At 72.0% G+C, this 20,371-nt stretch carries 21 protein-coding genes and 2 pseudogenes; 10 read left to right on the forward strand and 13 right to left on the reverse strand.

Features of this window, described 5'->3' with window-relative positions; genetic code table 11:
• Nucleotides 1-87: 87 nt before the first annotated feature.
• Nucleotides 88-990, forward strand: a complete 903-nt coding sequence (locus ABTY98_RS19135; RefSeq protein WP_352222090.1) for a LysR family transcriptional regulator — start codon at nucleotides 88-90, stop codon at nucleotides 988-990.
• Between the two features lie 39 nt (nucleotides 991-1,029).
• Here the strand turns inward: ABTY98_RS19135 and ABTY98_RS19140 are convergent.
• A pseudogene (locus ABTY98_RS19140) lies at nucleotides 1,030-1,173 on the reverse strand (ArsR/SmtB family transcription factor); the annotation flags it as partial.
• On the opposite strand from ABTY98_RS19140, the pseudogene ABTY98_RS19145 reads away from it, so the two are divergent.
• A pseudogene (locus tag ABTY98_RS19145) lies at nucleotides 1,170-1,514 on the forward strand (MFS transporter); the annotation flags it as partial. The pseudogenes ABTY98_RS19140 and ABTY98_RS19145 sit on opposite strands and share 4 nt — an antisense overlap.
• 19 nt (nucleotides 1,515-1,533) lie before the next feature.
• Here ABTY98_RS19145 and ABTY98_RS19150 read toward each other — a convergent pair.
• The gene (locus ABTY98_RS19150; protein ID WP_352222091.1) at nucleotides 1,534-1,998 is read right to left on the reverse strand and encodes a pyridoxamine 5'-phosphate oxidase family protein; all 465 of its coding nucleotides are present in this window, start codon (nucleotides 1,996-1,998) and stop codon (nucleotides 1,534-1,536) included.
• 78 nt (nucleotides 1,999-2,076) lie between these two features.
• Here ABTY98_RS19150 and ABTY98_RS19155 point away from each other — a divergent pair, with 78 nt between their 5' ends.
• Nucleotides 2,077-2,721 (forward strand): cysteine hydrolase family protein, encoded by a 645-nt coding sequence (locus tag ABTY98_RS19155; protein ID WP_352222092.1) that lies wholly within the window; start codon nucleotides 2,077-2,079, stop codon nucleotides 2,719-2,721.
• 8 nt (nucleotides 2,722-2,729) lie between these two features.
• On the opposite strand, the gene ABTY98_RS19160 is transcribed toward ABTY98_RS19155, so the two are convergent.
• The 9 genes from ABTY98_RS19160 to ABTY98_RS19200 form a co-directional block, all read right to left on the reverse strand.
• On the reverse strand, nucleotides 2,730-3,236 hold the full coding sequence (locus tag ABTY98_RS19160; RefSeq protein WP_352222093.1) for a Rieske (2Fe-2S) protein: 507 nt from the start codon (nucleotides 3,234-3,236) through the stop codon (nucleotides 2,730-2,732).
• A 162-nt stretch (nucleotides 3,237-3,398) separates the two neighbouring features.
• Nucleotides 3,399-4,496 carry an MSMEG_0565 family glycosyltransferase gene (locus ABTY98_RS19165; protein ID WP_352222094.1) on the reverse strand — a complete coding sequence of 366 codons (1,098 nt, stop codon included), beginning with the start codon at nucleotides 4,494-4,496 and terminating at the stop codon, nucleotides 3,399-3,401.
• Nucleotides 4,493-5,329, reverse strand: a complete 837-nt coding sequence (locus tag ABTY98_RS19170; RefSeq protein ID WP_352222095.1) for a carbon-nitrogen hydrolase family protein — start codon at nucleotides 5,327-5,329, stop codon at nucleotides 4,493-4,495. Before ABTY98_RS19170 ends, ABTY98_RS19165 begins: the two co-directional genes overlap by 4 nt.
• Nucleotides 5,326-6,177 (reverse strand): carbon-nitrogen hydrolase family protein, encoded by an 852-nt coding sequence (locus ABTY98_RS19175; protein WP_352222096.1) that lies wholly within the window; start codon nucleotides 6,175-6,177, stop codon nucleotides 5,326-5,328. Before ABTY98_RS19175 ends, ABTY98_RS19170 begins: the two co-directional genes overlap by 4 nt.
• Entirely contained in the window at nucleotides 6,174-7,673 is a 1,500-nt protein-coding gene (locus ABTY98_RS19180; protein ID WP_352222097.1) for an MSMEG_0567/sll0787 family protein, read from the reverse strand. Before ABTY98_RS19180 ends, ABTY98_RS19175 begins: the two co-directional genes overlap by 4 nt.
• Nucleotides 7,643-8,755 carry an MSMEG_0568 family radical SAM protein gene (locus ABTY98_RS19185; RefSeq protein WP_352222098.1) on the reverse strand — a complete coding sequence of 371 codons (1,113 nt, stop codon included), beginning with the start codon at nucleotides 8,753-8,755 and terminating at the stop codon, nucleotides 7,643-7,645. Before ABTY98_RS19185 ends, ABTY98_RS19180 begins: the two co-directional genes overlap by 31 nt.
• 8 nt (nucleotides 8,756-8,763) lie before the next feature.
• Nucleotides 8,764-9,288: an MSMEG_0572/Sll0783 family nitrogen starvation response protein gene (locus tag ABTY98_RS19190; RefSeq protein WP_352222099.1), complete on the reverse strand. Its 525-nt coding sequence runs from the start codon at nucleotides 9,286-9,288 to the stop codon at nucleotides 8,764-8,766.
• A gap of 51 nt (nucleotides 9,289-9,339) precedes the next feature.
• A complete protein-coding gene (locus ABTY98_RS19195) occupies nucleotides 9,340-10,179 on the reverse strand; it encodes an amidohydrolase family protein (RefSeq protein ID WP_352222100.1) in 840 nt (279 codons plus the stop codon).
• A 19-nt stretch (nucleotides 10,180-10,198) separates the two neighbouring features.
• On the reverse strand, nucleotides 10,199-11,515 hold the full coding sequence (locus ABTY98_RS19200) for an MSMEG_0569 family flavin-dependent oxidoreductase (RefSeq protein WP_352222101.1): 1,317 nt from the start codon (nucleotides 11,513-11,515) through the stop codon (nucleotides 10,199-10,201).
• A gap of 865 nt (nucleotides 11,516-12,380) precedes the next feature.
• On the opposite strand from ABTY98_RS19200, the gene ABTY98_RS19205 reads away from it, so the two are divergent.
• From ABTY98_RS19205 to ABTY98_RS19235, 7 genes are all read left to right on the forward strand, one after another.
• Complete coding sequence (locus ABTY98_RS19205; protein WP_352222102.1) at nucleotides 12,381-13,145, forward strand: HipA family kinase; 765 nt, start codon at nucleotides 12,381-12,383, stop codon at nucleotides 13,143-13,145.
• A complete protein-coding gene (locus ABTY98_RS19210) occupies nucleotides 13,142-13,591 on the forward strand; it encodes a DUF3037 domain-containing protein (protein ID WP_352222103.1) in 450 nt (149 codons plus the stop codon). The genes ABTY98_RS19205 and ABTY98_RS19210 overlap by 4 nt, the downstream gene beginning before the upstream one ends.
• Before the next feature lie 152 nt (nucleotides 13,592-13,743).
• Complete coding sequence (gene fabG, locus ABTY98_RS19215) at nucleotides 13,744-14,505, forward strand: 3-oxoacyl-ACP reductase FabG (protein WP_352222104.1); 762 nt, start codon at nucleotides 13,744-13,746, stop codon at nucleotides 14,503-14,505.
• Nucleotides 14,506-14,546: 41 nt separating this feature from the next.
• Nucleotides 14,547-15,308, forward strand: coding sequence for an SDR family oxidoreductase (locus ABTY98_RS19220; RefSeq protein ID WP_352222105.1), 762 nt, complete (start codon nucleotides 14,547-14,549; stop codon nucleotides 15,306-15,308).
• A gap of 232 nt (nucleotides 15,309-15,540) precedes the next feature.
• On the forward strand, nucleotides 15,541-17,118 hold the full coding sequence (locus tag ABTY98_RS19225; protein ID WP_352222106.1) for an ABC transporter substrate-binding protein: 1,578 nt from the start codon (nucleotides 15,541-15,543) through the stop codon (nucleotides 17,116-17,118).
• 92 nt (nucleotides 17,119-17,210) lie between these two features.
• On the forward strand, nucleotides 17,211-17,894 hold the full coding sequence (gene ung / locus ABTY98_RS19230) for a uracil-DNA glycosylase (protein WP_352222278.1): 684 nt from the start codon (nucleotides 17,211-17,213) through the stop codon (nucleotides 17,892-17,894).
• Between the two features lie 612 nt (nucleotides 17,895-18,506).
• Nucleotides 18,507-19,010: a hypothetical protein gene (locus ABTY98_RS19235; RefSeq protein WP_352222107.1), complete on the forward strand. Its 504-nt coding sequence runs from the start codon at nucleotides 18,507-18,509 to the stop codon at nucleotides 19,008-19,010.
• 171 nt (nucleotides 19,011-19,181) lie between these two features.
• Here the strand turns inward: ABTY98_RS19235 and ABTY98_RS19240 are convergent, their stop codons facing one another.
• Both ABTY98_RS19240 and ABTY98_RS19245 read right to left on the reverse strand, forming a co-directional pair.
• Nucleotides 19,182-19,658 carry a hypothetical protein gene (locus ABTY98_RS19240; RefSeq protein ID WP_352222108.1) on the reverse strand — a complete coding sequence of 159 codons (477 nt, stop codon included), beginning with the start codon at nucleotides 19,656-19,658 and terminating at the stop codon, nucleotides 19,182-19,184.
• A 113-nt stretch (nucleotides 19,659-19,771) separates the two neighbouring features.
• Complete coding sequence (locus tag ABTY98_RS19245) at nucleotides 19,772-20,284, reverse strand: DinB family protein (RefSeq protein ID WP_352222109.1); 513 nt, start codon at nucleotides 20,282-20,284, stop codon at nucleotides 19,772-19,774.
• Nucleotides 20,285-20,371 lie beyond the last annotated feature (87 nt).

The following is a 20,371-nucleotide window of genomic DNA, read 5'->3' on the forward strand; positions in this document are numbered from 1 at the left end:
GGACGGTGCCCTTGCCGTCCGCCCTGCTGGTGCCGACGTCGTAGCACGATCGGGACTTGACGATCAGTTCCTCTTAGAATCGCTTACATGTTGAACCTGGAGCGCCTGCGCACTCTGGACGCCCTCGCACGGCACGGTTCGGTGAGCGGGGCCGCCGAGGCCCTGCATGTCACCACGTCGGCGGTGTCGCAGCAGATGGGCAAGCTGGAAAGGGAGGTGGACCAGCAGCTCCTCGCCAAGAACGGCCGGGGTGTGCGGCTCACCGACGCCGGCCGGCTGCTCGCCGAGCACGCGGCCCGGATCCTCTCCCAGGTGGAGGTGGCCCAGTCCGACCTCGAGGCGCACCGGGGTCAGGTCGTCGGCGAGCTCGGCGTGGCGGCGTTTCCGACGGCCGCCCGCGGCCTGTTCCCGACGGCGCTGGCCGCCCTGCGCGCCCAGCACCCGGCGCTGCGCGTACGCTCCAGCGAACTGGAACCGGAGAACGGCGTCGCCGGGGTGGTGCGCGGCGACCTCGACCTCGCCGTCGTCCTGGACTGGTACAACAAGCCGATGCCCCTGCCCGACGGGCTGGTCAAGGCACCGCTGCTGGACGACCCCGCCGATGTGGCCCTGCCGGTCGCGCACCGGCTGGCCGGACGGGACGAGGTGGACCTCGGGGAGTTCGCCGACGACGAGTGGATCACCTGGGGCGAGGGGGAGTTCTGCCACGAGTGGCTGATGTTCACCCTGCGCTCCCGCGGCATCGAACCGCGCATCGGCCACCGCGCGGCCGAGACCCACACACAACTCAACCTGGTGGCCGCCGGGTTGGGCGTCTGTGTCGCCCCGCTGCTGGGCCGCCACCCGGTGCCGGAGGGCGTCACCATGGTGCCGTTGAAGCAGCGGGTGCGCCGCCATGTGTATGTCGTCTGGCGGGCCGACGCCGACCGCCGTCCCTCGATCCGGGCGGCGGTACAGGCCCTGCGGGGCGCGGCAAAGACGATCTCCTGAACCGCCCCGCGACCTGCCGAACAAGCGGACCGTGGCCGCTCAGCGCAGTACGGCAGCCAGCAGGTCGGTGCCCAGGGCCGTCAGATCGGGCAGGCTGAGGGTGTAGCGGACGTAACGGCCGTGGCGCCGGGCCGTGAGCAGGCCCGCGCGGCGCAGGACGGCGAGGTGGCGGGAGACTTCGGGCCGCGCTCGCCCTCGCCGGCCTGGTGCTCACCGCGTCCTACCTCGGCTTCCTCGCGGTCGCCGCGCCGGGACCCGGCTGGGGCGCCCCGGCCCTCGCCGCGGTGTCCGTGGTCTGCACCCTCGGCGAGATCGTCTACGCGGGCAGCGCCACCGCACTCGTGACCCACCTCGCCCCGGCCCATGTCCTGGGCCGGGCCCTCGCCCGCTTCCAGCTCTCCACGGGGTTCGGCCTCGCGGTCTCCCCGGCGGTCATCACCACGCTCGCGTCACGCGGCCCGGCCGCCCTCTGGGGCACCCTGGCCGCGGCCACCCTCCTGTCCGCCGCGGCCGCCGCCGAGTAGGCCCGGGACGCGACGCTCGTCAGCCCCCCAGTTTGCGGAAGTCCCAGGAGGCGATCTTCGCCGGGGTGAGCCGGGCCCAGGCGTGCCGGCCGTCGTGGGGCATCTCGTCCAGACCGAAGTTCTTGCGGGCGAACAGCGTCTCGACGTAGTCGAGTTCGGCGACCAGCTCACCGGTGCGCGGCACCTCGCCCACGAACTCGACGGTCCCTCGCAGCTCCACGCCACGCAACTGGTCGTACTCCTCGCCGGAGTCGACGACGACCGCCACCCGCGGATCGCGGCTCAGGTCCTTCCAGCGCTGGCTGCGCACCACCGAGTAGAGCCACAGCGACTTGCCGTCCCAGGCGAACCACAGGGCGCTGACATGCGGGGCGCCTGTCGCCGAGATGGTCGCGACCCGGCAGGTGCGCTGTGTTGTGAGGAACTCGTCCAGCTCACCGGGCGTCATCATGATCTTGCGGCCCCGGCGCTGAGTGACGGTCATGCGGCCCCCTCTTCTTCCGTTCCCGCGGAATGCTGGTTAGTCTCGCCCGCCCCGCACCAAGGCGGAAGGGGGCGTCACATGCCGTCGTACGAACGGCTTGCGGAACTCATCGATCCCGTGAGCACCGTCCTGCTCACCGTGGAGTGCCAGCAGGGCGTGGTCGGGCCGCGGAGCGCGCTGCCCGAACTCGCGCACGAGACCAGGGCGTCGGGCGCCCTCGGCAACATCGCACGGCTGGTCGCCGCCGCGCACGACGCCGGCGTCCAGGTGATCCACGCGCTCGCCGAACGCCGCCCCGACGGCCGGGGCGCGAGCCGCAACGCCCGCCTGTTCCGAGCCGCCGAGCGGCTGCCCGTACAGCAGCTCTCCGGCACTTCGGCGGTCCGCGTCGCGCCCCCCATCGAGGTCTCGGATGAGGACCTGGTCGTACGGCGGCTGCACGGTCTGTCGCCGATCCAGGGGACCGACGTCGACCCGCTGCTGCGCAACCTCGGCTGCCGCACCCTGATCGTCACCGGGGTCTCGGCCAACGTGGCCGTCCCCAACGCCGTGTTCGACGCGGTGAACCGGGGCTACACGGCCGTCGTCCCGGCCGACGCCATCGCGGGAGTGCCCGCCGAGTACACCCCCGCGATGGTCCGCCATACCCTCGCGCTGGTCGCCACGGTCGCGACCACGGACGAGGTGCTCGGCTGCCTCAAGAACCCACGCAGGCGGCCCTGAGCCGAGGGTCAGGCCAGGGTGATCCGGTCGCCCGAGACCGTGATGTTCGCGGCCGTCAGACCCGTGGTCGCCGGGCCGTGCTTCACGCTGCCGTCCTCTATGGAGAACTGGCTGCCGTGGCAGGGGCAGACGATCGCCCCGTTGGCCACGCTGGTCACCGGGCAGCCGGCGTGCGGGCACTTGGTCGCGAACGCCTTGTAGGTGCCGGACGTCGGCTGGGTGACGACCACGGCCTGGTCCTTGAAGATCGTGCCGCCGCCCTCGGGGATGTCCGAGGTCTTGGCGAGCGCGGTGCCGCCGGCGGCCGCGGTGGAGGTGTCGGTCGAGCCGCCGCCCGAGCCGTTGCTGTCCTGGGTGGTGGAGCCACCGCCCGCGTTGTTCGTGGTCGTCGAGCTCGACGAGTCGTCCGACGACCCGCAGGCGGTCAGCGCGGCGGCGAGCCCCGCCGCTCCGGCAGCCGCCATGATCGTACGACGCGCCGGTCCGGCTGAGGGGTTGAGCGATGCGCTGGTCATGTGAGGGGGTCCCTTCCGCGGAGCTTCTCGTTGATCCGTCCAGGGGTACGGTCTTCGGGCACCACCTGTTCAGACGGCATCCCGATAGTGACCACCCCTACATGAGCCCCCGGTGAAACAGCGCTGTCGGTTGCCTGTCGGTGTCCGCGGCCGGCGACCGGATCAGGCCGAGTCGGCCCGTGTCGCCCCGAGGGACCGGTAGACGTCGACGTGCCGGCGGGCCGCGGTGCGCCAGGTGTGGCGGGCGGCGAGCGCGTGTCCGGCGGCCCGGCGGTCCGGGTCGTCGGCCGTGAGGGCGTGGCCGAGCTCGGCGGCCAGCTCCCGGGGTGGGCCGGCGAAGCGGGCGGCCGACCCGAACACCTCGCGCAGCACGGGGAGTTCGCGCACCACCAGCGGCACCCCGGCGGCCAGGGCCTCCATCGCGGCCAGTCCGAAGCCCTCCTTGTGGGACGGGAAGGCGAAGGCCCCGGCGGCGGCGACCAGGGACGGGAGTTCGTCCTCGGGCACCGGGCCGAGCACCACCGGGTCGAGGCCCAACTCTGCGGCGCGTTGCTCCCAACGGGCGCGGTAGTCACGGTAGTCGAAGAGGGTCTCGCCGCCCGCGATCACCAGCCGTACGCCGGGGTGATCGGCGCGCAGCAGGGCGTACGCCTCCAGCAGGTCCAGCGAACCCTTGCGGGGCTCGATGCCGCCGACGGTGAGCACGTAGTGACCCAGCCGGGAGCGCCAACTCGCCCTCACTGCGGGGTCGGTGGTGGCGAAGCGGTCATAGGCCACACCGTTCGGGACGACGGTGGCCTCGATGCCCCACCCGTCGGCGAGTTCACCGGCGACGGCAGCCGACACACAGATGTGCGCGAACGGCTCGACGATGGCCCGCTCGTGGCAGGCGGCCAGCTCGGGCGTGGTGAAGTGGTCGATGTGGTGGACCGTACGGACGCACCGGCCGGCCGCGTTGGCGCTGATGCAGTCCTGCGCGTGGACGATGTCGTAGGGCGCCGGGTCGAAGGCCTCGCGGAGTGTGGCGATGGACCGCAGGACGCGCTCTCCGACCGTCTCACCGGCCGGGCCGTCGGCGAACGGCACCAGCCGCACCCGCACCGCGGGGGAGACGGGCCGGTAGAAGCCCGGGTCGCCGCCCCGGCCCAGCGTCCACACCGTGACGTCCTCGCCCAGCGCCGCCAGGGCCTCGGCGAGGGCGAGGGTGTGCACCACTCCGCCGCGCGGCTTGGTGGAGTAGGTCAGCAGGGCGATCTTCACGACGGGATCTCCCGGTAGGCGTCCGGACGGCGTTCGCCGAGGTGGCGCAGGACCCGGCGGGCCCGCTCGATCTCGGCCGCCACGTCGAGCTCGGCCACCGCGAGGCCCGCCTTGGACCAGGTGCGGGCGAGGATGTCCCCACCGGGGCCGACGACCTTTGCCTGACCGAGGAAGCGCATTCCGCCGAGGGCGCCGGTCTGGTTGGAGGAGGCGAGGACCACCTGGTTCTCGGCGGCACGCGCCTGGTCGTACAGGTCGAACAGCTTGGCCTGGCGGTCCTGGGCCATCCGCGGGGCGCGGTTGGTGATGCTGGTCGGCCAGGCGGAGAGACAGGCGAGGACCTCGGCGCCGTCCAGGGCCAGCGAACGGGCCGACTCCGGGAAGGTCTTGTCGTAGTCGATGAGCATGCCGAGCCGGCCGACCGGGGTGTCGAAGGCGTCGAAACGGTCGCCGGCCGTGTAGGCGGCGGTCTCCCCGGCCGGCAGATGCACCTTGCGGTGATGGCCGAGGATCCCGTCGCCGCTCACACAGACGGCCGCGTTGTGGCGCTCGGTCCCACCGTCTTCGCAGTAGCCGACGCACACCACCATCTCGGCGGCCAGCCGGGCGACCCGGAGGATCAGCGGGTCGTCGGGCTTGAGCGCCGGGGGCAGCGCCTCCGGGTCGGGATGGCGCAGATCGGCGAGATAGCCGCCGAGCGCGGCGTCGGGCAGCACCAGCAGTCCGGCCCCGGCGGCCCGCGCGTCGTCGATCAGCTTGCCGATACGGGCCAGGTCGAACTCCAGGTCGCGGCCGAAGTGGGCGGCCGCGGCCGCGATCCGGATCGTGCTCATGCGGTGACCGCTCCCGGTGACAGGTCGTAGGTCTCGGGCCGCCGGTCGCGCAGATGCCCCATCGACCGGCGGGCGGTCTCCAGGGCCTGGACGACGTCGAGTTCGGCGACGGCGATGCCGGCCGGCACACCCGTGCAGGCGAGGATCTCGCCGCCGGGGTCCACGACCTTGGCACTGCCGACGAAGCGTAGCGAGCCGAAGGTGCCCGACTGGTTGGCCGACAGCCACACGATCTGGTTCTCCAGGGCACGCGCCCGGTCGAACAGGTCGAAGCGCCGCTTCCAGCGGTCCCGTTCGAGATCGGCGGACGGGTTGGTGCGCGCGCCCGGCCAGGCCGACACACACACCCCGATCTGGGCCCCGTCCAGGGCCAGTGCGCGGGCGGACTCAGGGAACGCCTTGTCGTAGCAGATCATCATCCCGATCCGGCCGACCGGGGTGTCGAAGGCGTGGAAGCGGTCGCCGGAGGAGTAACTGGCGTCCTCGCTCAGCGGCTGGTGGACCTTGCGGTGGTTGCCGAGGACGCCGTCCCCGGTGACGCACACCACGCTGTTGTAGCGGCTGTCCCCGGCGGCCTCGCAGTACCCGGCGACCACCGTCATCTCCGCGGCCAGCGCGGCCAGCCGGCCGATCTCGGGGCCGTCGAGGGCCAGGGCGGGCGGCCCCTCGTCGAGCGCGGCCGGGTCGTCGAGGCCCAGCAGATATCCGCCCAGGCAGGCCTCCGGCAGGGCGAGCAGCCGTACGCCCGCGTCCCGCGCCTCCTTGATCAGCCGTTCGGCGATCGCGAAGTCCTCTTCGAGGTCGCGGCCGAACTCGGCGGCGACGGCCGCCATCCGCAGTGTGCTCATGCGGCTCCCATCCCGGTCACGGTGGCGGTGACCGCTTCGGTGAGGTCTCCGTCGGGCCAGCGCAGCCCGACGCCCCGGCCCCCGGTCAGCTCGCCGCACACGGCGTCCGTCGCCGGCCCCGCGGGCGGCGCGGGGGCGCCCGGCGGGGCCGCGGTGAGCATCGCGTAGCCCGGAAAGCAGGTCAGCCAGTCCCCGGCGGTGGCGGCGGGCGGACGCGGCACGGCGGCGACATCGAGCACCGCCCGGCAGCCGCTCGCCTCGGCGAGCATGCCGAGGGTCCCGGCGATCCCGGCCATCGACACGTCCTTGGCGGCGGCGGGCCGGACCACGGCCACCGCCCCCGCCATGGCCCGCAGTTCGTCCGTACGGCGGTGGGTCGTCGAGTCCCACTGGCGGCCCCGGTACCCCGGCCGCCAGCCGCCGCCGAGGTCGGCCGTCAGCCGTACGGCATGCCCGGGGCGTCCGCCGCCACCCGGGACCGGATGCTCCGCGCGGCCCAGGGCGGTCACCGACAGGGTGGCCGGGACGCCCAGTTGGGTGTGGCCGCCGAGCACCGGCACGCCGTACGCTCCGGCGGCCCGCGCCAGCCCGGCCAGCACCCGGGCGGCATGCCCGGCGTCGGCCGCGCCCACCGCGTCCAGCAGGCCGAGCGGGTCGGCGCCCATGGCCGTGAGGTCGTTGACGTTGACGAGGACCGCGCACCAGCCCGCCCAGTCGGGGTCCCGCTCGACCATGGACGGCACGATCGCGTCGCAGGCGGCGATCAGGTCGGTACCGGGCACCGGAGCCCCGTCGTCGCCGACGAATCCGGTGCCGCCCAGGGCGGGCGGGGCGCCGACTGCTGGTCGGTCACGCAGGCCCGCGAGGAGGGGGCCGAGGGCGGCCTTGGCCGCGGCCGTGTGGGCCGCGACACGGCCGATCGGCCACCGCATCAGCACATGCGGGGCACCGGCCACCGTGACCGGGCGCACGGAGCACCAGCCCAGCCGCCGGAAGAGCACCTCGTTGCGGCTCTGCACGGTCGCGTCGAACCGCAGCGCGCCCGCCGCCTCCGCGCGGGCACAAGCGGCCCGCACCAGCGCCGCGCCGACGCCCTGTGCCCCACGTGCCCGGGGCGCGACGACCAGCCGCCCACCGGCCCACCAGCCGATGTCCGGCCCGTCGGCGACCGGCCCGAGCCGCACCCCGCCGATCACCTCACCGCCCTCGGACCTGGCGACCAGGACGACCGTACGGGGGTCGGAGTCCGGGTCGTCCAGGTCATGGCCGCTGAACAACCCCTGCTCATGGACGAACACGTCGCTGCGCAGTCGCCGGTACGCGGCCACCTCCACAGCGCCCGGCGCCTCCTCGATCCGGAAGCCGGCGCGGCGTGCGAGGGTGCTGCGGTCGCCGAGCAGCGCCAGGATGTCCGGCTGGCGTTCGGCCGTCACGGGTGCCGCCACGTCGTCGAGATACACGCCGGTCACCCGCCCGCCGCCCTGAGCACACTGCACGCCCCGCAGGCGGCGCAGCCGGCCTTCTGGTCCGCACCGCTCATACCGGCGGCCCGCAGCGCGGCGGCGACGCCCTCCGTCACATACCGCAGCACCTCCGCGCCGGGCGCGCCGACGCCGTCCCGGGCGGCGAGGGTGCCGCGCATGGGCCGGAAGGGGACGACGAACGGATACACCCCGCGCGCGATCAACTCCCGAGCTCCAGCTATCAGTTCGTCGGGATCCTCGCCGAGGCCGACGAGCAGGTACGTGGAGACACGGTTCGGCCCGAAGACCCGCACCGCCTCGTCCCACGCGGCCCGGTACTCGGCCAGCGGGACCGTCGACTTGCCGGGCATCCAGCGGCGGCGCACCTCGTCGTCCAGGGACTCGACATGGATGCCGATCGCCGTCGCGCCCGCGTCGTGCAGGGCCCGGATCCAGGTGAGGTCGGCGGGCGGTTCGCACTGCACCTGGACCGGCAGTTCCGGCACCGCCCGCAGCACGGCGCGGACGGACCGGACGAGATTGCGGGCGCCGCGGTCCGCTCCGGTGGTCGTGCCGGTGGTCATCACCATCTGCCGTACACCGTCGAGACGTACGGCCGCCTCCGCGACCTCGGCGAGCTGGGCGGGGGTCTTGGCGGCGACCGTGGCGCCGGAGCGCAGGGACTCCTCGATGGTGCAGAAACGGCAGCGGTCCGCCTCGGCGTAGCGGACACAGGTCTGTACGACGGTGGTGGCGAGCACGTCCGCGCCGTGCAGCCGGGCGATGTGCTCGTAGGGGATGCCGTCGGCGGTGGTCAGGTCGTAGAACCTGGGGCGCTGTACGGCGCTGAGGGTGAGGCCGGTGTCCTTGAGATGTCCGGTCTCGTCGCCGAGCCACACCCTGCCGTCGCGCACCCGGTAGGGGCTGTCGGGGTTGCGGGGGAGTGCGGCACCGGCACCGTCGACGAGGCCGTCTCCCATCAGGAAGTGTCCGTCGTCGCTGGGTCCCGCGCCGTCGGGCCGGCGCACGGGGGCCTCCAAGGCCACTCCGTGCAGGGCGAGTTCGGCGCGGGTCGTGATCCGTACATCCACCGTCGTGCCGGTGCCGGTGCTCATGGTGCCCCCTACAGCTGGTAGGTGGAGTTGATGATGGCGCCCTTGCGTGCGTAGTGGATCAGCGCGTCCTGGACGTCCAGCGGGTGGGTTGGGATGACGCCGTCGATGAGGTCCTCCTCGCGGGCGCCGTGCAGCGACAGGCCGAAGCGGCAGCAGTAGACCTTGCCGCCCTCGGCGATGAACGTCTTGAGCTGGTTGTTGATGTTGTGCTCGCCGGGAAAGGCGGAGTTGCCGGTGGTGGGGAAGCCGCGGGTGGCCAGGCAGTTGAGGGAGCCGGGGCCGTAGAAGTAGATGGCGGTCTCGAAGCCCTTGCGGAGGGCACGGGTGGCCTGGAGGACGGCGACGAAGGAGACCGAGGACTCGTGGGCGATGCCGTGCACGAGGGTGAAGTAGGTCTCGCCGTTCTCGGCCTGGTAGTCGGGGAAGACCTTGGTGGAGCCGTAGATGCTGGAGCCCTCGGGGAGGGAGGGGTGCGGGATCTCGTCGAGGGACTTCTGCTCGACGTCGCTGAGCTGGGTGGCGGTCTCGGACATGACGATCTCCTTGCGCGAGGCGGAGGTTCTTTTTCAGGTGGAGGACGGCGGTCAGTCGTAGAGGGCGGCGAAGGTGCCGCGGAAGACGAGGTCGGCCAGTTCGCCGCCGCCGGTCGCGGCGGTCATCCGGGCGTACTCGCCGGTGAAGTCGCCCCAGGGCTGGTCGCTGGCGAAGAGCACGCGGTCGTGGCCGATACCGCGCCGCTCGATCTCCTGGGCCAGCCAGTACGGCAGGAAGCCGATCGCCCAGGAGAGGTCGGTGTAGACGCGCTTGCCGGCGGTGATCCAGTCGAAGAAGCGGGAGCCGGCGAGCTTGATGTGGCCGCTCATCCCGCCGCCGAAGTGCACCAGATGCAGGGCAACTCGGTCGGCGTACCAGTCGACGAGGTGACCGACTTCGTCGATGTCGGAGGCGGCTCCGGGAGAGGTGTGGACATGGACGACCAGGCCGTGACGGGAGGCCTCGGCGAAGATCCGGTCGAGCAGCGGGCGGCAGGCCGGGTCGGTGGGACGGCCGCCCAGCAGGAAGCTGAGCTTGAGCGCCTTCACGCCCGGTTCGCCGGCCAACTTGAGTGCCTTGAGCGTGCGTTGCTCGTCTTCGGGGCGTGGCGAGACCCACAGCCCGGCTCGGACCCGGTCGTCGGACTGGGCGGCCTCGACGGCCAGTTCGTTGAAGGAGAAGGCGACGGCGGGGTCCGGGACGCCGTAGTTGGGGATGACCAGGGCGCGTTCTGTGCCCTCGGCGTCCAGGTCGGAGATGAGCTGTCCGATGGTGGCACGGGCGGTGGTGTCGGGGTTGACGGGCGGGCCGCCGTAGAAGGGAAAGGCGGGCAGGACACCGATGTGGCGGTGGGCGTCGTGGACCCCATGGCGGTGGGCGTCGTGGACCATGGCGGTGCGTGCCTCCTTCTCAGCCGACGGGGACGGCGGCCGCTACCCGGGTGGGCGCGCCGGTGAGGGTGCCGCAGACGTCGGCGAGCCGGCGGCCCGCGTCGATGTGGCCGGCGATGAACTCGGCGTCCCGGCCCACCGCCTCGAAGCGGCCGGACCCCCAGGTGTGCTGCCAGGGCAGACCCAGGAAGTACAGGCCGGGGACGCTGGTGACGCCACGCCAGTGCATGGGGTAGCCGCGCCCGTCGAACGCGGGGATCTCGATCCACCGGTGGTCGCGGGTGAAGCCGGTCGCCCAGACGACGGAGGTGATGCCGGCCGCGGTGAGGTCCAGCTCGCCCGGACCGCCGTCCGGTTCCCAGACCGGGATGTAGCGGGGCTCGTGCGGGGCGTCGATCCCGCGGGCGGCGATATGGGCGTCGATGGCGTCCTTGATGGACTCGGCGACCGCGTCCGCGTGGTCGAGGTTGGCCTTGAGGTCGTCGGCGAAGCCGAGTACCCGGCCGTGCACCGAGGTGAGACGGCCGTACAGCCGCATCCCGTCCCGGGCGAAGGCCCGCAGGTCGATGTCTCGGCCGCCGCCGCGGCCGGTGACATAGTGGTTGACCCGCATCCGCACCGCGCCGGCGTCGTCGAACTCGTCGATGGCCCTGGCGTAGTGGCCCATCGCGTCCAGCCAGGCCACACAGTCGCGGCCCCGGTAGAAACGCGCCACCCTCGGTGCGCTGCCCACCGCCAGGTGCACCTGCCGGCCGGCGAGGTGCAGATCCTCGGCGATCTGGCAGCCGGACTGTCCCGTGCCCACCACCAGCACCGCCCCCGCGGGCAGCCGGTCCGGGCTGCGGTAGCCGGAGGAGTGGAGCTGCCGGACACCGGAGGGCAGGCGCTCGGCGGCCCGGGGAATCCTCGGGGAGTGGTACGGGCCGGTCGCCACCACCACCTGGTCGGCGGTGAAGTCGCCGTCCGTGGTGGCGAGTTCGTAGACCCCGGTGGGTGCCCTGCGGACCCGGGTGACGGACACGCCCTCCACCAGCGGCGGTTGGAAGAAGGCGACGTAGTCCTCCAGGTAGCGCACGATGTCCTCGCGCACCATGAATCCGTCCGGGTCACCCCCTCGGTAGGGGTAACCGGGCAGCCTGCACTGCCAGTTGGGCGTCACCAGGCAGAACGAGTCCCAGCGGCGCGCCCGCCACTCGTGGCCGATCCGGTTCGCCTCGAACACGACGTGCTCGACACCGCGCTCGCGCAGGCAGTAACTGACCGACAGACCGGCCTGACCGCCGCCGACCACCGCCACCGGGAAGTGGTCCCCGGCCGGGCGCGGTGCCCGGGTCATCGGGTGCTCCCGGTCGTCTCAAGCGGATACCCGGACTTCATCCCGGCGGCCGGGCCGTCGGGAACGCGTACGCTGAAGCAGATCTCGGGCATGACATCCTCCATGCGAGGGGTCGAGGTCGGGACACCTCGCCGCTGCTTTCCCGACCCACTCCATCCACCGGCCGTTTCCGGACCAAGTCATCCGGAATAAAGCGGAGTTACGTGATCCTCACGCTGGGTGCGGTGCCCGGCACGGTGAGTTGCCTCAGAGGCAAAAACGAGTGTGCCGTCGTGGCCCACCGGTGGTCCCGGCGGGCGCCACGTCCGCAGCGTCACGGCTGACGACGGCTGTTGCCGCGGAGGGTGGCTCAGGCTCGACGACGGACTTCGCAGACACATCGCCCGGGCCGGTGGTGGAGACACCGCCCCGAGAGGCGGCGGTGAGGCTCGCCCGGGTGCGGTCGGGGGCGGGCGGACCCACTGGCCGCCGGGGCGCGGTTGGGGTTCGGCTCCGACGCCCCCGTCTCACCACTCGACCTCTGGCTAGCCGTCGCGTCGACCTCCATGAGCGCCGTTCCGAGCCTCGCGGCTGCGGCACGCCTGTGCCTCGATCCCGCTGTAAGCCGGAGAACGCGTCGTGACCTTGGCGCGGCGGCTCGGCCACCTCTCGCCCTTGATCACCCTCGGTTACTATGCTCACTTCGTGCCGGAGGCCGGAAGCAAGGGGTGCACCGACATCGACGGACTGACGGGAGGCAGGGGCCTACGCGCCAGCCAAATCTCCCCGGATTCTCCGCAGAGCCGTCGACGGGCGATTTCCGCTGCTGCATCCCCCGGACGTTGATCGCAGATTGCAAGGCTGAAGAGATAGGTGGCCTGGGAAAATGCTGAAAGAGGTCACCGCGACCCGCTATATCACGCCCCTGCGTGAGGGCGGTTCGCTGCCGGGGCTCGTCGAGGCCGACGACTTCGGGACGTACGTCATGAAGTTCACCGGGGCTGGGCAGGGCCGGAAGACGCTGGTTGCCGAGGTCGTCTGCGGTGAACTGGCCCGCCGGCTCGGATTCCGGATGCCGCGTCTGGTCACCGTCGAACTCGACCCGGTGCTGGGGCTCGGCGAACCCGAGCAGCAGGTGCAGGACCTGCTCCGGGGCAGCGGCGGCACCAACCTCGGCATGGACTTCCTCTCGGGCGCTCTCGGCTTCGACCCGCTCGCCTTCACGGTGAGCCCCGAGGAGGCCGGACGGATCGTCTGGTTCGACGCGCTGATCAACAACGTCGACCGCTCCTGGCGCAACCCCAACCTGCTGGTGCACCACGGCGACCTGTGGCTCATCGACCACGGCGCCACCATGATCTGGCAGCACAACTGGCCCGCCGCCGAGACCTCCGCCGCCCGCCCGTACGACGCCGCCGACCACGCGCTGAGCGGCTTCGCCCCCGATGTCCGGGCGGCGGCCGCCGAGTTGGCACCCCGGGTCACCGAGGACCTGCTCGCCGAGGTCACCGCCGAGATCCCGGACGCCTGGCTGGCCGGCGAGCCCGGCTTCGGCACGCCCGACGACCTGCGGCGGACCTACGCCCGGCCGCTGCTCGCCCGGGCCGCCGTCATCCATGAGCGCATCACCGGCATCAAGGGGGCCAAGTGAGTCAGACCCATATCCATGTGGCCGGCCATGTGGTCGAGCGCCACATCACCCGGGCGGGCCAGGGCGGCGGCCGGGATGTCTTCGAGTACGCCCTGCTGCGTGTCGTACCCCGCGTGGAGCGCGGCGAGTGCATCAACGCGGGCGTGATCGTCTACTGCCGCGCCAAGGCCTACGTCGGCGCCCGTACCCATCTCGACGAGGCCCGGCTGCTGGCCCTGGACCCGGACGCGGACGCCGCCGGGGTGCGGGCCGCGCTCGCCGCGGTCGAGGGCGTCTGTGCGGGCGGGGAGGCGGCGGGGCAGGCGGCCGGTGACGACCCCGGGCGCCGCTTCCGCTGGCTCGTCGCGCCCCGCTCGACGGTCGTGCAGCCCGGCCCCGTGCACACCGGGCTCACCCTCGACGCGGCGGCCGAGACCGAGCGGCTGCTGGACCTCCTGGTGAGGTAATGGATCACACCCGCGCGATGTGACGTTGACACCGGGTGCCAGGGCTTCTAGCGTCACGTCTACTGAAGGTACTAAGCGGTCGCTCACCGCAGGGCGGGCTCCGTGAGCGGGCTCACTCGATCAGGTTCTCTCAAGGGCGAGGAGACACAGGAATGTCCACCACAGAGCAGCGGGTCGCGGTCGTCACCGGTGCCGCACGCGGGATCGGCGCCGCCACCGCCGTACGACTGGCCGCCGAGGGCCGCGCGGTCGCCGTGATCGACCTCGACGAGGCCGCCTGCAAGGACACCGTGGAGAAGATCACCGCGGCCGGCGGCAAGGCGATCGCGGTCGGCGCCGACGTCTCCGACGAGGCCCAGGTCGGCGCCGCGATCGCGCGGGTCGCCGAGGAACTGGGTGCACCGACCATCCTGGTCAACAACGCCGGGGTGCTCCGCGACAACCTGCTGTTCAAGATGTCCGCGTCCGACTGGGACACGGTCCTGAACGTGCACCTGCGCGGTTCCTTCCTGATGACCAAGGCCGTCCAGCAGCACATGGTCGAGGCCGGCTGGGGCCGCATCGTCAACCTCTCCTCCTCCTCGGCGCTCGGCAACCGCGGGCAGGCGAACTACTCCGCCGCCAAGGCCGGTCTGCAGGGCTTCACCAAGACCCTCGCCATCGAACTCGGCAAGTTCGGCATCACCGCCAACGCCGTCGCCCCCGGATTCATCGCCACCGAGATGACCAAGGCCACCGCCGAGCGCGTGAAGATGGGCTTCGAGGAGTTCAAGGCCGCTGCCGCCACCCAGATCCCGGTGCAGCGCGTCGGTGAGCCCGAGGACATCGCCAATGCCATCGCCTTCTTCACGAACGAGGCGGCCGGCTTCGTCTCCGGCCAGGTGCTGTACGTGGCCGGCGGACCGCTGGACTAGCGGGCACCAGGGACTGACCAGGACTATCGAGGATCACCGACATGACTGAACTGCCCGAGCTGTCCGGCAAGGTCGCCATCGTCACCGGCGCCAGCCGCGGCATCGGCTACGGCGTCGCCGAGGCGATGATCGCCCGCGGCGACCGGGTCGCCATCACCGGCCGCAATGAGGACGCCCTCAAGGAGGCCGTCGAGGCCCTCGGCTCCGAGCGGGTCATCGGCATCGCCGGCAAGGCCCACGACCTGGCCCACCAGAGCGAGGTCGTCGAGCGCACCATGGAGGCCTTCGGGCGCGTCGACTTCCTGGTCAACAACGCCGGCACCAACCCGGTGTTCGGCCCGATCGCCGACGTAGACCTTGACGTGGCCCGCAAGGTGTTCGAGACCAACGTGGTCTCGGCCCTCGGTTTCGCCCAGAAGACCTGGCACGCCTGGCAGAAGGACAACGGCGGCGCCATCGTCAACATCGCCTCCGTCGCCGGTCTGTCGGCCTCGCCGTTCATCGGCGCGTACGGCATCAGCAAGGCCGCGATGATCAACCTGACCCAGCAGCTGGCGCACGAGTTCGCGCCGGGTGTCCGGGTCAACGCGATCGCCCCCGCGGTCGTCAAGACGAAGTTCGCACAGGCTCTCTACGAGGGCCGGGAGGCGGAGGCCGCCGCGGGCTACCCGCTCCAGCGGCTCGGCGTGCCCTCCGACATCGGCGGCGCCGCCGCGTTCCTGACCTCGGAGCAGTCCGACTGGATCACCGGCCAGACCCTCGTCGTCGACGGCGGCATCTTCCTCAACGCCGGCATGGCCTGACGGCACCACAGGCCGTCCGGACCGCCTCCGGGCGTCGTCTTCGTCACAGACATTTCGTCGTAGGAAGGACGGAGACGGCGCCCGGACGGCCGTACAAGATCCGCACAGCTGAATGACAACGTCGTCATAGCACATTCGATCAATGCCCTTGTTTCCGGGGTGGTTCAAGGAGGACAACGCTGCGGTATGGTCTGCCGCCGACCCCTGGTACGGCGGATCGAGGAGCGAGCGCGTGTTCAACCGGAACCGAGGCCTGCGCAGAGTGGCCGCTGTCGCGTCCATATCCATGGTGGCCGGCTGCGGTGTGTTCACCGGCAGCAGCGCAGGTGACAGCGGGCCGATCGTCGTTGGAACCACCAGCGCCCCCAGCACCCTCGACCCCGCCGGGTCCTGGGACGGCTCCTGGGAACTGTTCCGGAACATCTACCAGACCCTGCTCGCCTACCCCAACGGCGCCAGCACTCCCCAGCCCGACGCCGCCGAGAACTGCGCCTTCACGGACTCCGGCAACCGCACCTACCGCTGCGAACTGCGCTCCGGCCTGAAGTTCGCCGACGGCGACACGCTCGACGCGGAGGCCGTCAAGTACTCCATCGACCGGATCCGGACCATCAACGCGCCCAGCGGACCCGCCGGACTGCTCGGCAGCCTCGACCGGGTGCAGGCGCTCGGCGACCGCGAGGTGGTCTTCCACCTCAACAAGGCCGACGCCACCTTTCCGTTCGTGCTCGCCACCCCGGCCATGTCGATCGTCGACCCCGACGACTACTCCGCGAAGTCCCTGCGCAAGGACGACTCGGTACACGGCTCCGGGCCGTACACGCTCAAGTCGTACGACGACGGCAAGCGGGCCGAACTCGTCCGCAACGACCGCTACCAGGGCTTCGCCGACCGGCAGAACGACGCGGTGACCATCCGCTACTTCCAGGACTCGGCCACCATGGTCAAGGCCCTGCGGTCCGGGGACATCGACGTCACCTACCGCGGCCTCGCCGCCTCCGACATCGTCGCCCTGGAGGCGCACACCGACACCGACCTGCAACTGGTCGACGGCGCCGGCATCGACATCAGCTACCTGGTGTTCAACCCCAAGGACCCGTGGGCGAAGGTGCCCGCCGTGCGCAAGGCCGTCGCCCAGCTCGTCGACCGCTCCGCGATCGCCCACAACGTCTACAACGACACCGTCGACCCGCTCTACTCCATGGTCCCGGCGGGCCTCACCGGCCACACCACCGGCTTCTTCGACGACTACGGCGACCCCAGCACCTCCAAGGCCCGCAAGATCCTCGCCGACGCCGGCATCACCCAGAAGGTCCCGCTCACCTTCTGGTACACCACCGACCGCTACGGCTCCGAGACCGGCCGGATGTTCCAGGAGCTCAAGCAACAGCTCGACGACTCCGGGCTGTTCACCATCACCCTCCGAAGCCGCCCCTGGAAGACCTATGTCGTCGGCTACCAGAAGGGCGAGTACCCGGTGTTCGGGCGCGGCTGGTTCCCGGACTTCCCCGACGCCGACAACTTCATCGCCCCGTTCGTCGGCGAGCAGAACGCCCTCGGCACGCCGTACCCGTCACCCGTGATCACCGGCAAGCTGCTGCCCAAGTCGCGCACCGAGAGTGACCGCGGCAAGGTCGTCAAGGAGTTCGAGGACGCCCAGCAGATCCTCGTCAACGACTCCCGGCTGATCCCGCTGTGGCAGGGCCGGCAGTACGTCGCGGCCAGCGACGACATCTCCGGCGGCGAGCAGGCGCTCGACCCGTCGACGATCATGATGATGTGGGAGCTGCATCGCAAGACCAGCTGGTGAAACGGTGTGCGACGGCGATTGTCAGTGGCCGCCTGTAGGTTCTTGGGCATCAGCAGGAACTGCAAGTGACCGCAAGTCGTGAGGACGTTGACGTGACCGACATCGCCATGCTGCCCGAGTCCTGGCGCGGGGTTCTGGGTGACGAGCTGCAGCAGCCCTACTTCAAGGAGCTGACCGAGTTCGTCGAGGAGGAGCGGGCGAACGGCCCTGTCTACCCGCCGCGCGAGGAGGTCTTCGCCGCGCTGGACGCGACGCCGTACGACCAGGTCAAGGTGCTGATCCTCGGCCAGGACCCGTACCACGGCGAGGGCCAGGGCCACGGCCTGTGCTTCTCCGTCCGCCCCGGGGTGAAGACCCCGCCGTCCCTGCGGAACATCTACAAGGAGATGAAGGAGGAGCTGGGCCTCCAGGTGCCGGACAACGGCTATCTGATGCCGTGGGCCCAGCAGGGGGTGCTGCTTCTCAACGCGGTGCTCACGGTCCGGGCCGGGGAGGCCAACTCCCACAAGGGCAAGGGCTGGGAGAGGTTCACGGACGCGGTGATCCGCGCGGTCGCCGAGCGGCCCGACCCCGCGGTCTTCGTCCTTTGGGGCAACTACGCGCAGAAGAAGCTCCGGCTGATCGACGAGAACCGGCACGTGGTGGTCCAGGGCGCCCACCCGTCCCCGCTCTCCGCGAAGAAGTTCTTCGGCTCCCGCCCGTTCACCCAGATCAACGAGGCGGTCGCTGCGCAGGGCCACGAGGCGATCGACTGGCGGATCCCTGACCTGGGCTGAGGGCGGGGGCGGGGGTGCTGGCCGACGGGGGCGTCGGGACCGAGGGGGGCGTCGGGACCGAGGGGGGCATCGGACCGACGGGAAGTGTCGGGGGCGAGGGGGGACACCCGGACCGACGCGGGTATCGGGACCCGAGGGGATATCGAGCCTGCGGGGGAGCCGGGGCCCGAGGGGGCGGGCGTCGGGCCGAGGGGTGGCATCGGACGGACCGGGGCCGGGGCCGCTGGGGGCGGCGGTCCCGCGCGGTGCGGCCGGTGGGTCAGCGCGAGCGCGGGACCCGAGTGGGGTGGGCCGGCGGCCACGGCGGTCCGGAGCGCGGCGGTCCCGTCCGGCGGCGGCGTGTGGTGCCGTCGGTGGGCGGGCGGCGGTTGCCTGTCGTGCGGACCCTTGGGCGCGGCGCCCTGTCCGGGTCCGGGTCTGGGGCGGTGGGTCTGGCGGTCCTGTCCGGCGTGGGGCGGTGGATTGTGGCGGTCCCGCGTCATGCGGGGGTCCCCCGGGCGGAGCCTCGGGTGGTGGGTGGGAACACGTCGGTTCCGGAGTGGGTCGGACGGCCCGGAGAACCCCGACGGCGGTTAGCGTCGTCGGAGACAGCCGGACAGCTCGGAGGACGTGGTGGCGGAGCGACAGGAGCGCACGGCACCCGATGCCGTGCTCACACGGATCGGACAGGTCGTGATGCTGCACCACGCCGGGGACCGTGAGGAGGCCCGCCGGCGCCTGCTCGACCTGTGGGCGGAGATCGGCGAACACGGCGAGCCGCTGCACCGCTGCACCCTGGCCCACTATCTCGCCGACACCCAGGACGACCCGTCCGACGAACTCGCCTGGGACCTGAGGGCGTTGTCGGCGGCGGACGAGGCGGAGGGAGCCGCGGCGCTGCGCGGCTTCTACCCCTCCCTGCATCTGAACCTCGCCGCCGACTACGTCAAGCTGGGCCGCGCCGAGGCCGCCCGCACCCATCTGCACAGGGCCCGCGGCGCGGCCACCGAGGCCCTCGGCGACGACGGGTACGGCGACGGCGTGCGGGCCGCGATCAGCCGCCTGGAACTGCGGCTGGGGGACGACGACACGCCGGACGGCGACTCCTGGGGCCCACCGCGGCAGCGGCCGAAGTAGAGCGGTCCGGTCTCCGCTCCAACGCCGTCACCACGGGTGTCCCGCGACGTCCGGCGTCGTGGCGCGTGTGCCGGAGGTGTTCTCGCCGGCCGCCGCTCCTGTGCGGCACGCGTCCTCGCCGATCACCCCCGACCGCCGCTCCCTGCCGCAGGTCTCCCGGTGCGCGGATCCTCAGTGCCCGTACGTCTGCGCGCAGATCCTGGACTCCGGGCTGTCCGCGCGCCAGCCGCCGTACTGCCTGCCGAGGGCGCACACGTCCGGGGCCTTCGGCGCGGACCCGGAAAGATCGGGGATGTCGGCCTGTGGGCCGCGGGTCCGCTGTGGGCGCGGGTGGGGATGCGCGGCGGCCGCGCGGGGGGCGGGGGACCGGAGGTGGGCCGGGGGAGGGGGCGCCGGGGTGTGGGCAGCGGTCGTCGGCGTGGCCCGGTGGGCCGGACGGGACGGGCCGACCATCTCCAGGGCCTCCTTGACCGGCGCCTGCACCACCCGCGGTTCGGCGCTGCCGTCCGGGCGGGGCACCGACGGCTGCGAGGGCGCCGTACCTGGCGGCGGGCCTGGCGCCGCCGGACGCTGGACCGTCACGCAGCCGGAGAGGGCCGAGACGGTCACGGTGACCAGAAGCGCTGCGGTGGTGGTCGTTCGATGCACCCGCGCAACTCTGCTGGGTCAACGAGGAGGTTGGCACCGTCGACGGCAGTTTGGTGCCCCGCACGGGTGATCTCGTGCCTCGTACGGGGGGACCGGCGGGTGCGAGGCTGACGTCAGTCGCCGGTCGCGCCGTCGATGCGCTCCCGGATCAGGTCGGCGTGGCCGTTGTGCCGGGCGTACTCCTCGATCATGTGGGTGTGGATCCAGCGCAGGTTGATCTGCTCCCCGGTGTGACGGCTGCGGCCCTTGGAGAGGTCGTCCAGGCCGAAGTCGGCCGCGTTGCGCCGGGCGGCCTCGATCTCGGCCTGCCAGATCTCGTACGTCGCCTGCCAGGTGTCCGTCTCGTTGAGGTGGAACTCGGCGTCCGGGTCCTCCTCGCTCCAGTAGAGCGGAGGCACCGCCTCGCCGACGAGGACCCTGCGGTACCAGGACCGCTCCACGTCGGCCATGTGCCGCACCAGTCCCATCAGGGACAGCGGGGACGGCTCCACGGAGGCGATTCGCAGCTGGGCGTCGGTCAGACCCGCGCACTTCATCGCGAGGGTCTGCCGGTGGAACTCCAACCAGCCCTCCAGCGAGGTGCGTTCGTCGGCGTCGAAGGCGGGATCACGGCGTTCGGTCGTCATGCCCGGCATCCTCGCCCACCTCGCCCGATCCCACCACGGATTATCGGCCCGTATGCTTCCGCACAGGCATGTAGGCAACCGCTAGGG

This window comes from Streptomyces sp. NPDC096040 (genome assembly GCF_040303265.1).
Lineage (GTDB): Bacteria > Actinomycetota > Actinomycetes > Streptomycetales > Streptomycetaceae > Streptomyces.

Coding starts and splice junctions, on each gene's coding strand:
- ABTY98_RS19135 (WP_352222090.1), top strand. CDS start 88: ATGTTGAACCTGGAGCGCCTGCGCACTCTGGACGCCCTCGCACGGCAC.
- ABTY98_RS19195 (WP_352222100.1), bottom strand. CDS start 10,179: ATGGTCCACGACGCCCACCGCCATGGGGTCCACGACGCCCACCGCCAC.
- fabG (WP_352222104.1), top strand. CDS start 13,744: ATGTCCACCACAGAGCAGCGGGTCGCGGTCGTCACCGGTGCCGCACGC.
- ABTY98_RS19220 (WP_352222105.1), top strand. CDS start 14,547: ATGACTGAACTGCCCGAGCTGTCCGGCAAGGTCGCCATCGTCACCGGC.
- ABTY98_RS19185 (WP_352222098.1), bottom strand. CDS start 8,755: ATGAGCACCGGCACCGGCACGACGGTGGATGTACGGATCACGACCCGC.
- ABTY98_RS19190 (WP_352222099.1), bottom strand. CDS start 9,288: ATGTCCGAGACCGCCACCCAGCTCAGCGACGTCGAGCAGAAGTCCCTC.
- ABTY98_RS19200 (WP_352222101.1), bottom strand. CDS start 11,515: ATGACCCGGGCACCGCGCCCGGCCGGGGACCACTTCCCGGTGGCGGTG.
- ABTY98_RS19170 (WP_352222095.1), bottom strand. CDS start 5,329: ATGAGCACGATCCGGATCGCGGCCGCGGCCGCCCACTTCGGCCGCGAC.
- ABTY98_RS19160 (WP_352222093.1), bottom strand. CDS start 3,236: ATGACCAGCGCATCGCTCAACCCCTCAGCCGGACCGGCGCGTCGTACG.
- ABTY98_RS19150 (WP_352222091.1), bottom strand. CDS start 1,998: ATGACCGTCACTCAGCGCCGGGGCCGCAAGATCATGATGACGCCCGGT.
- ABTY98_RS19175 (WP_352222096.1), bottom strand. CDS start 6,177: ATGAGCACACTGCGGATGGCGGCCGTCGCCGCCGAGTTCGGCCGCGAC.
- ABTY98_RS19205 (WP_352222102.1), top strand. CDS start 12,381: ATGCTGAAAGAGGTCACCGCGACCCGCTATATCACGCCCCTGCGTGAG.
- ABTY98_RS19155 (WP_352222092.1), top strand. CDS start 2,077: ATGCCGTCGTACGAACGGCTTGCGGAACTCATCGATCCCGTGAGCACC.
- ABTY98_RS19245 (WP_352222109.1), bottom strand. CDS start 20,284: ATGACGACCGAACGCCGTGATCCCGCCTTCGACGCCGACGAACGCACC.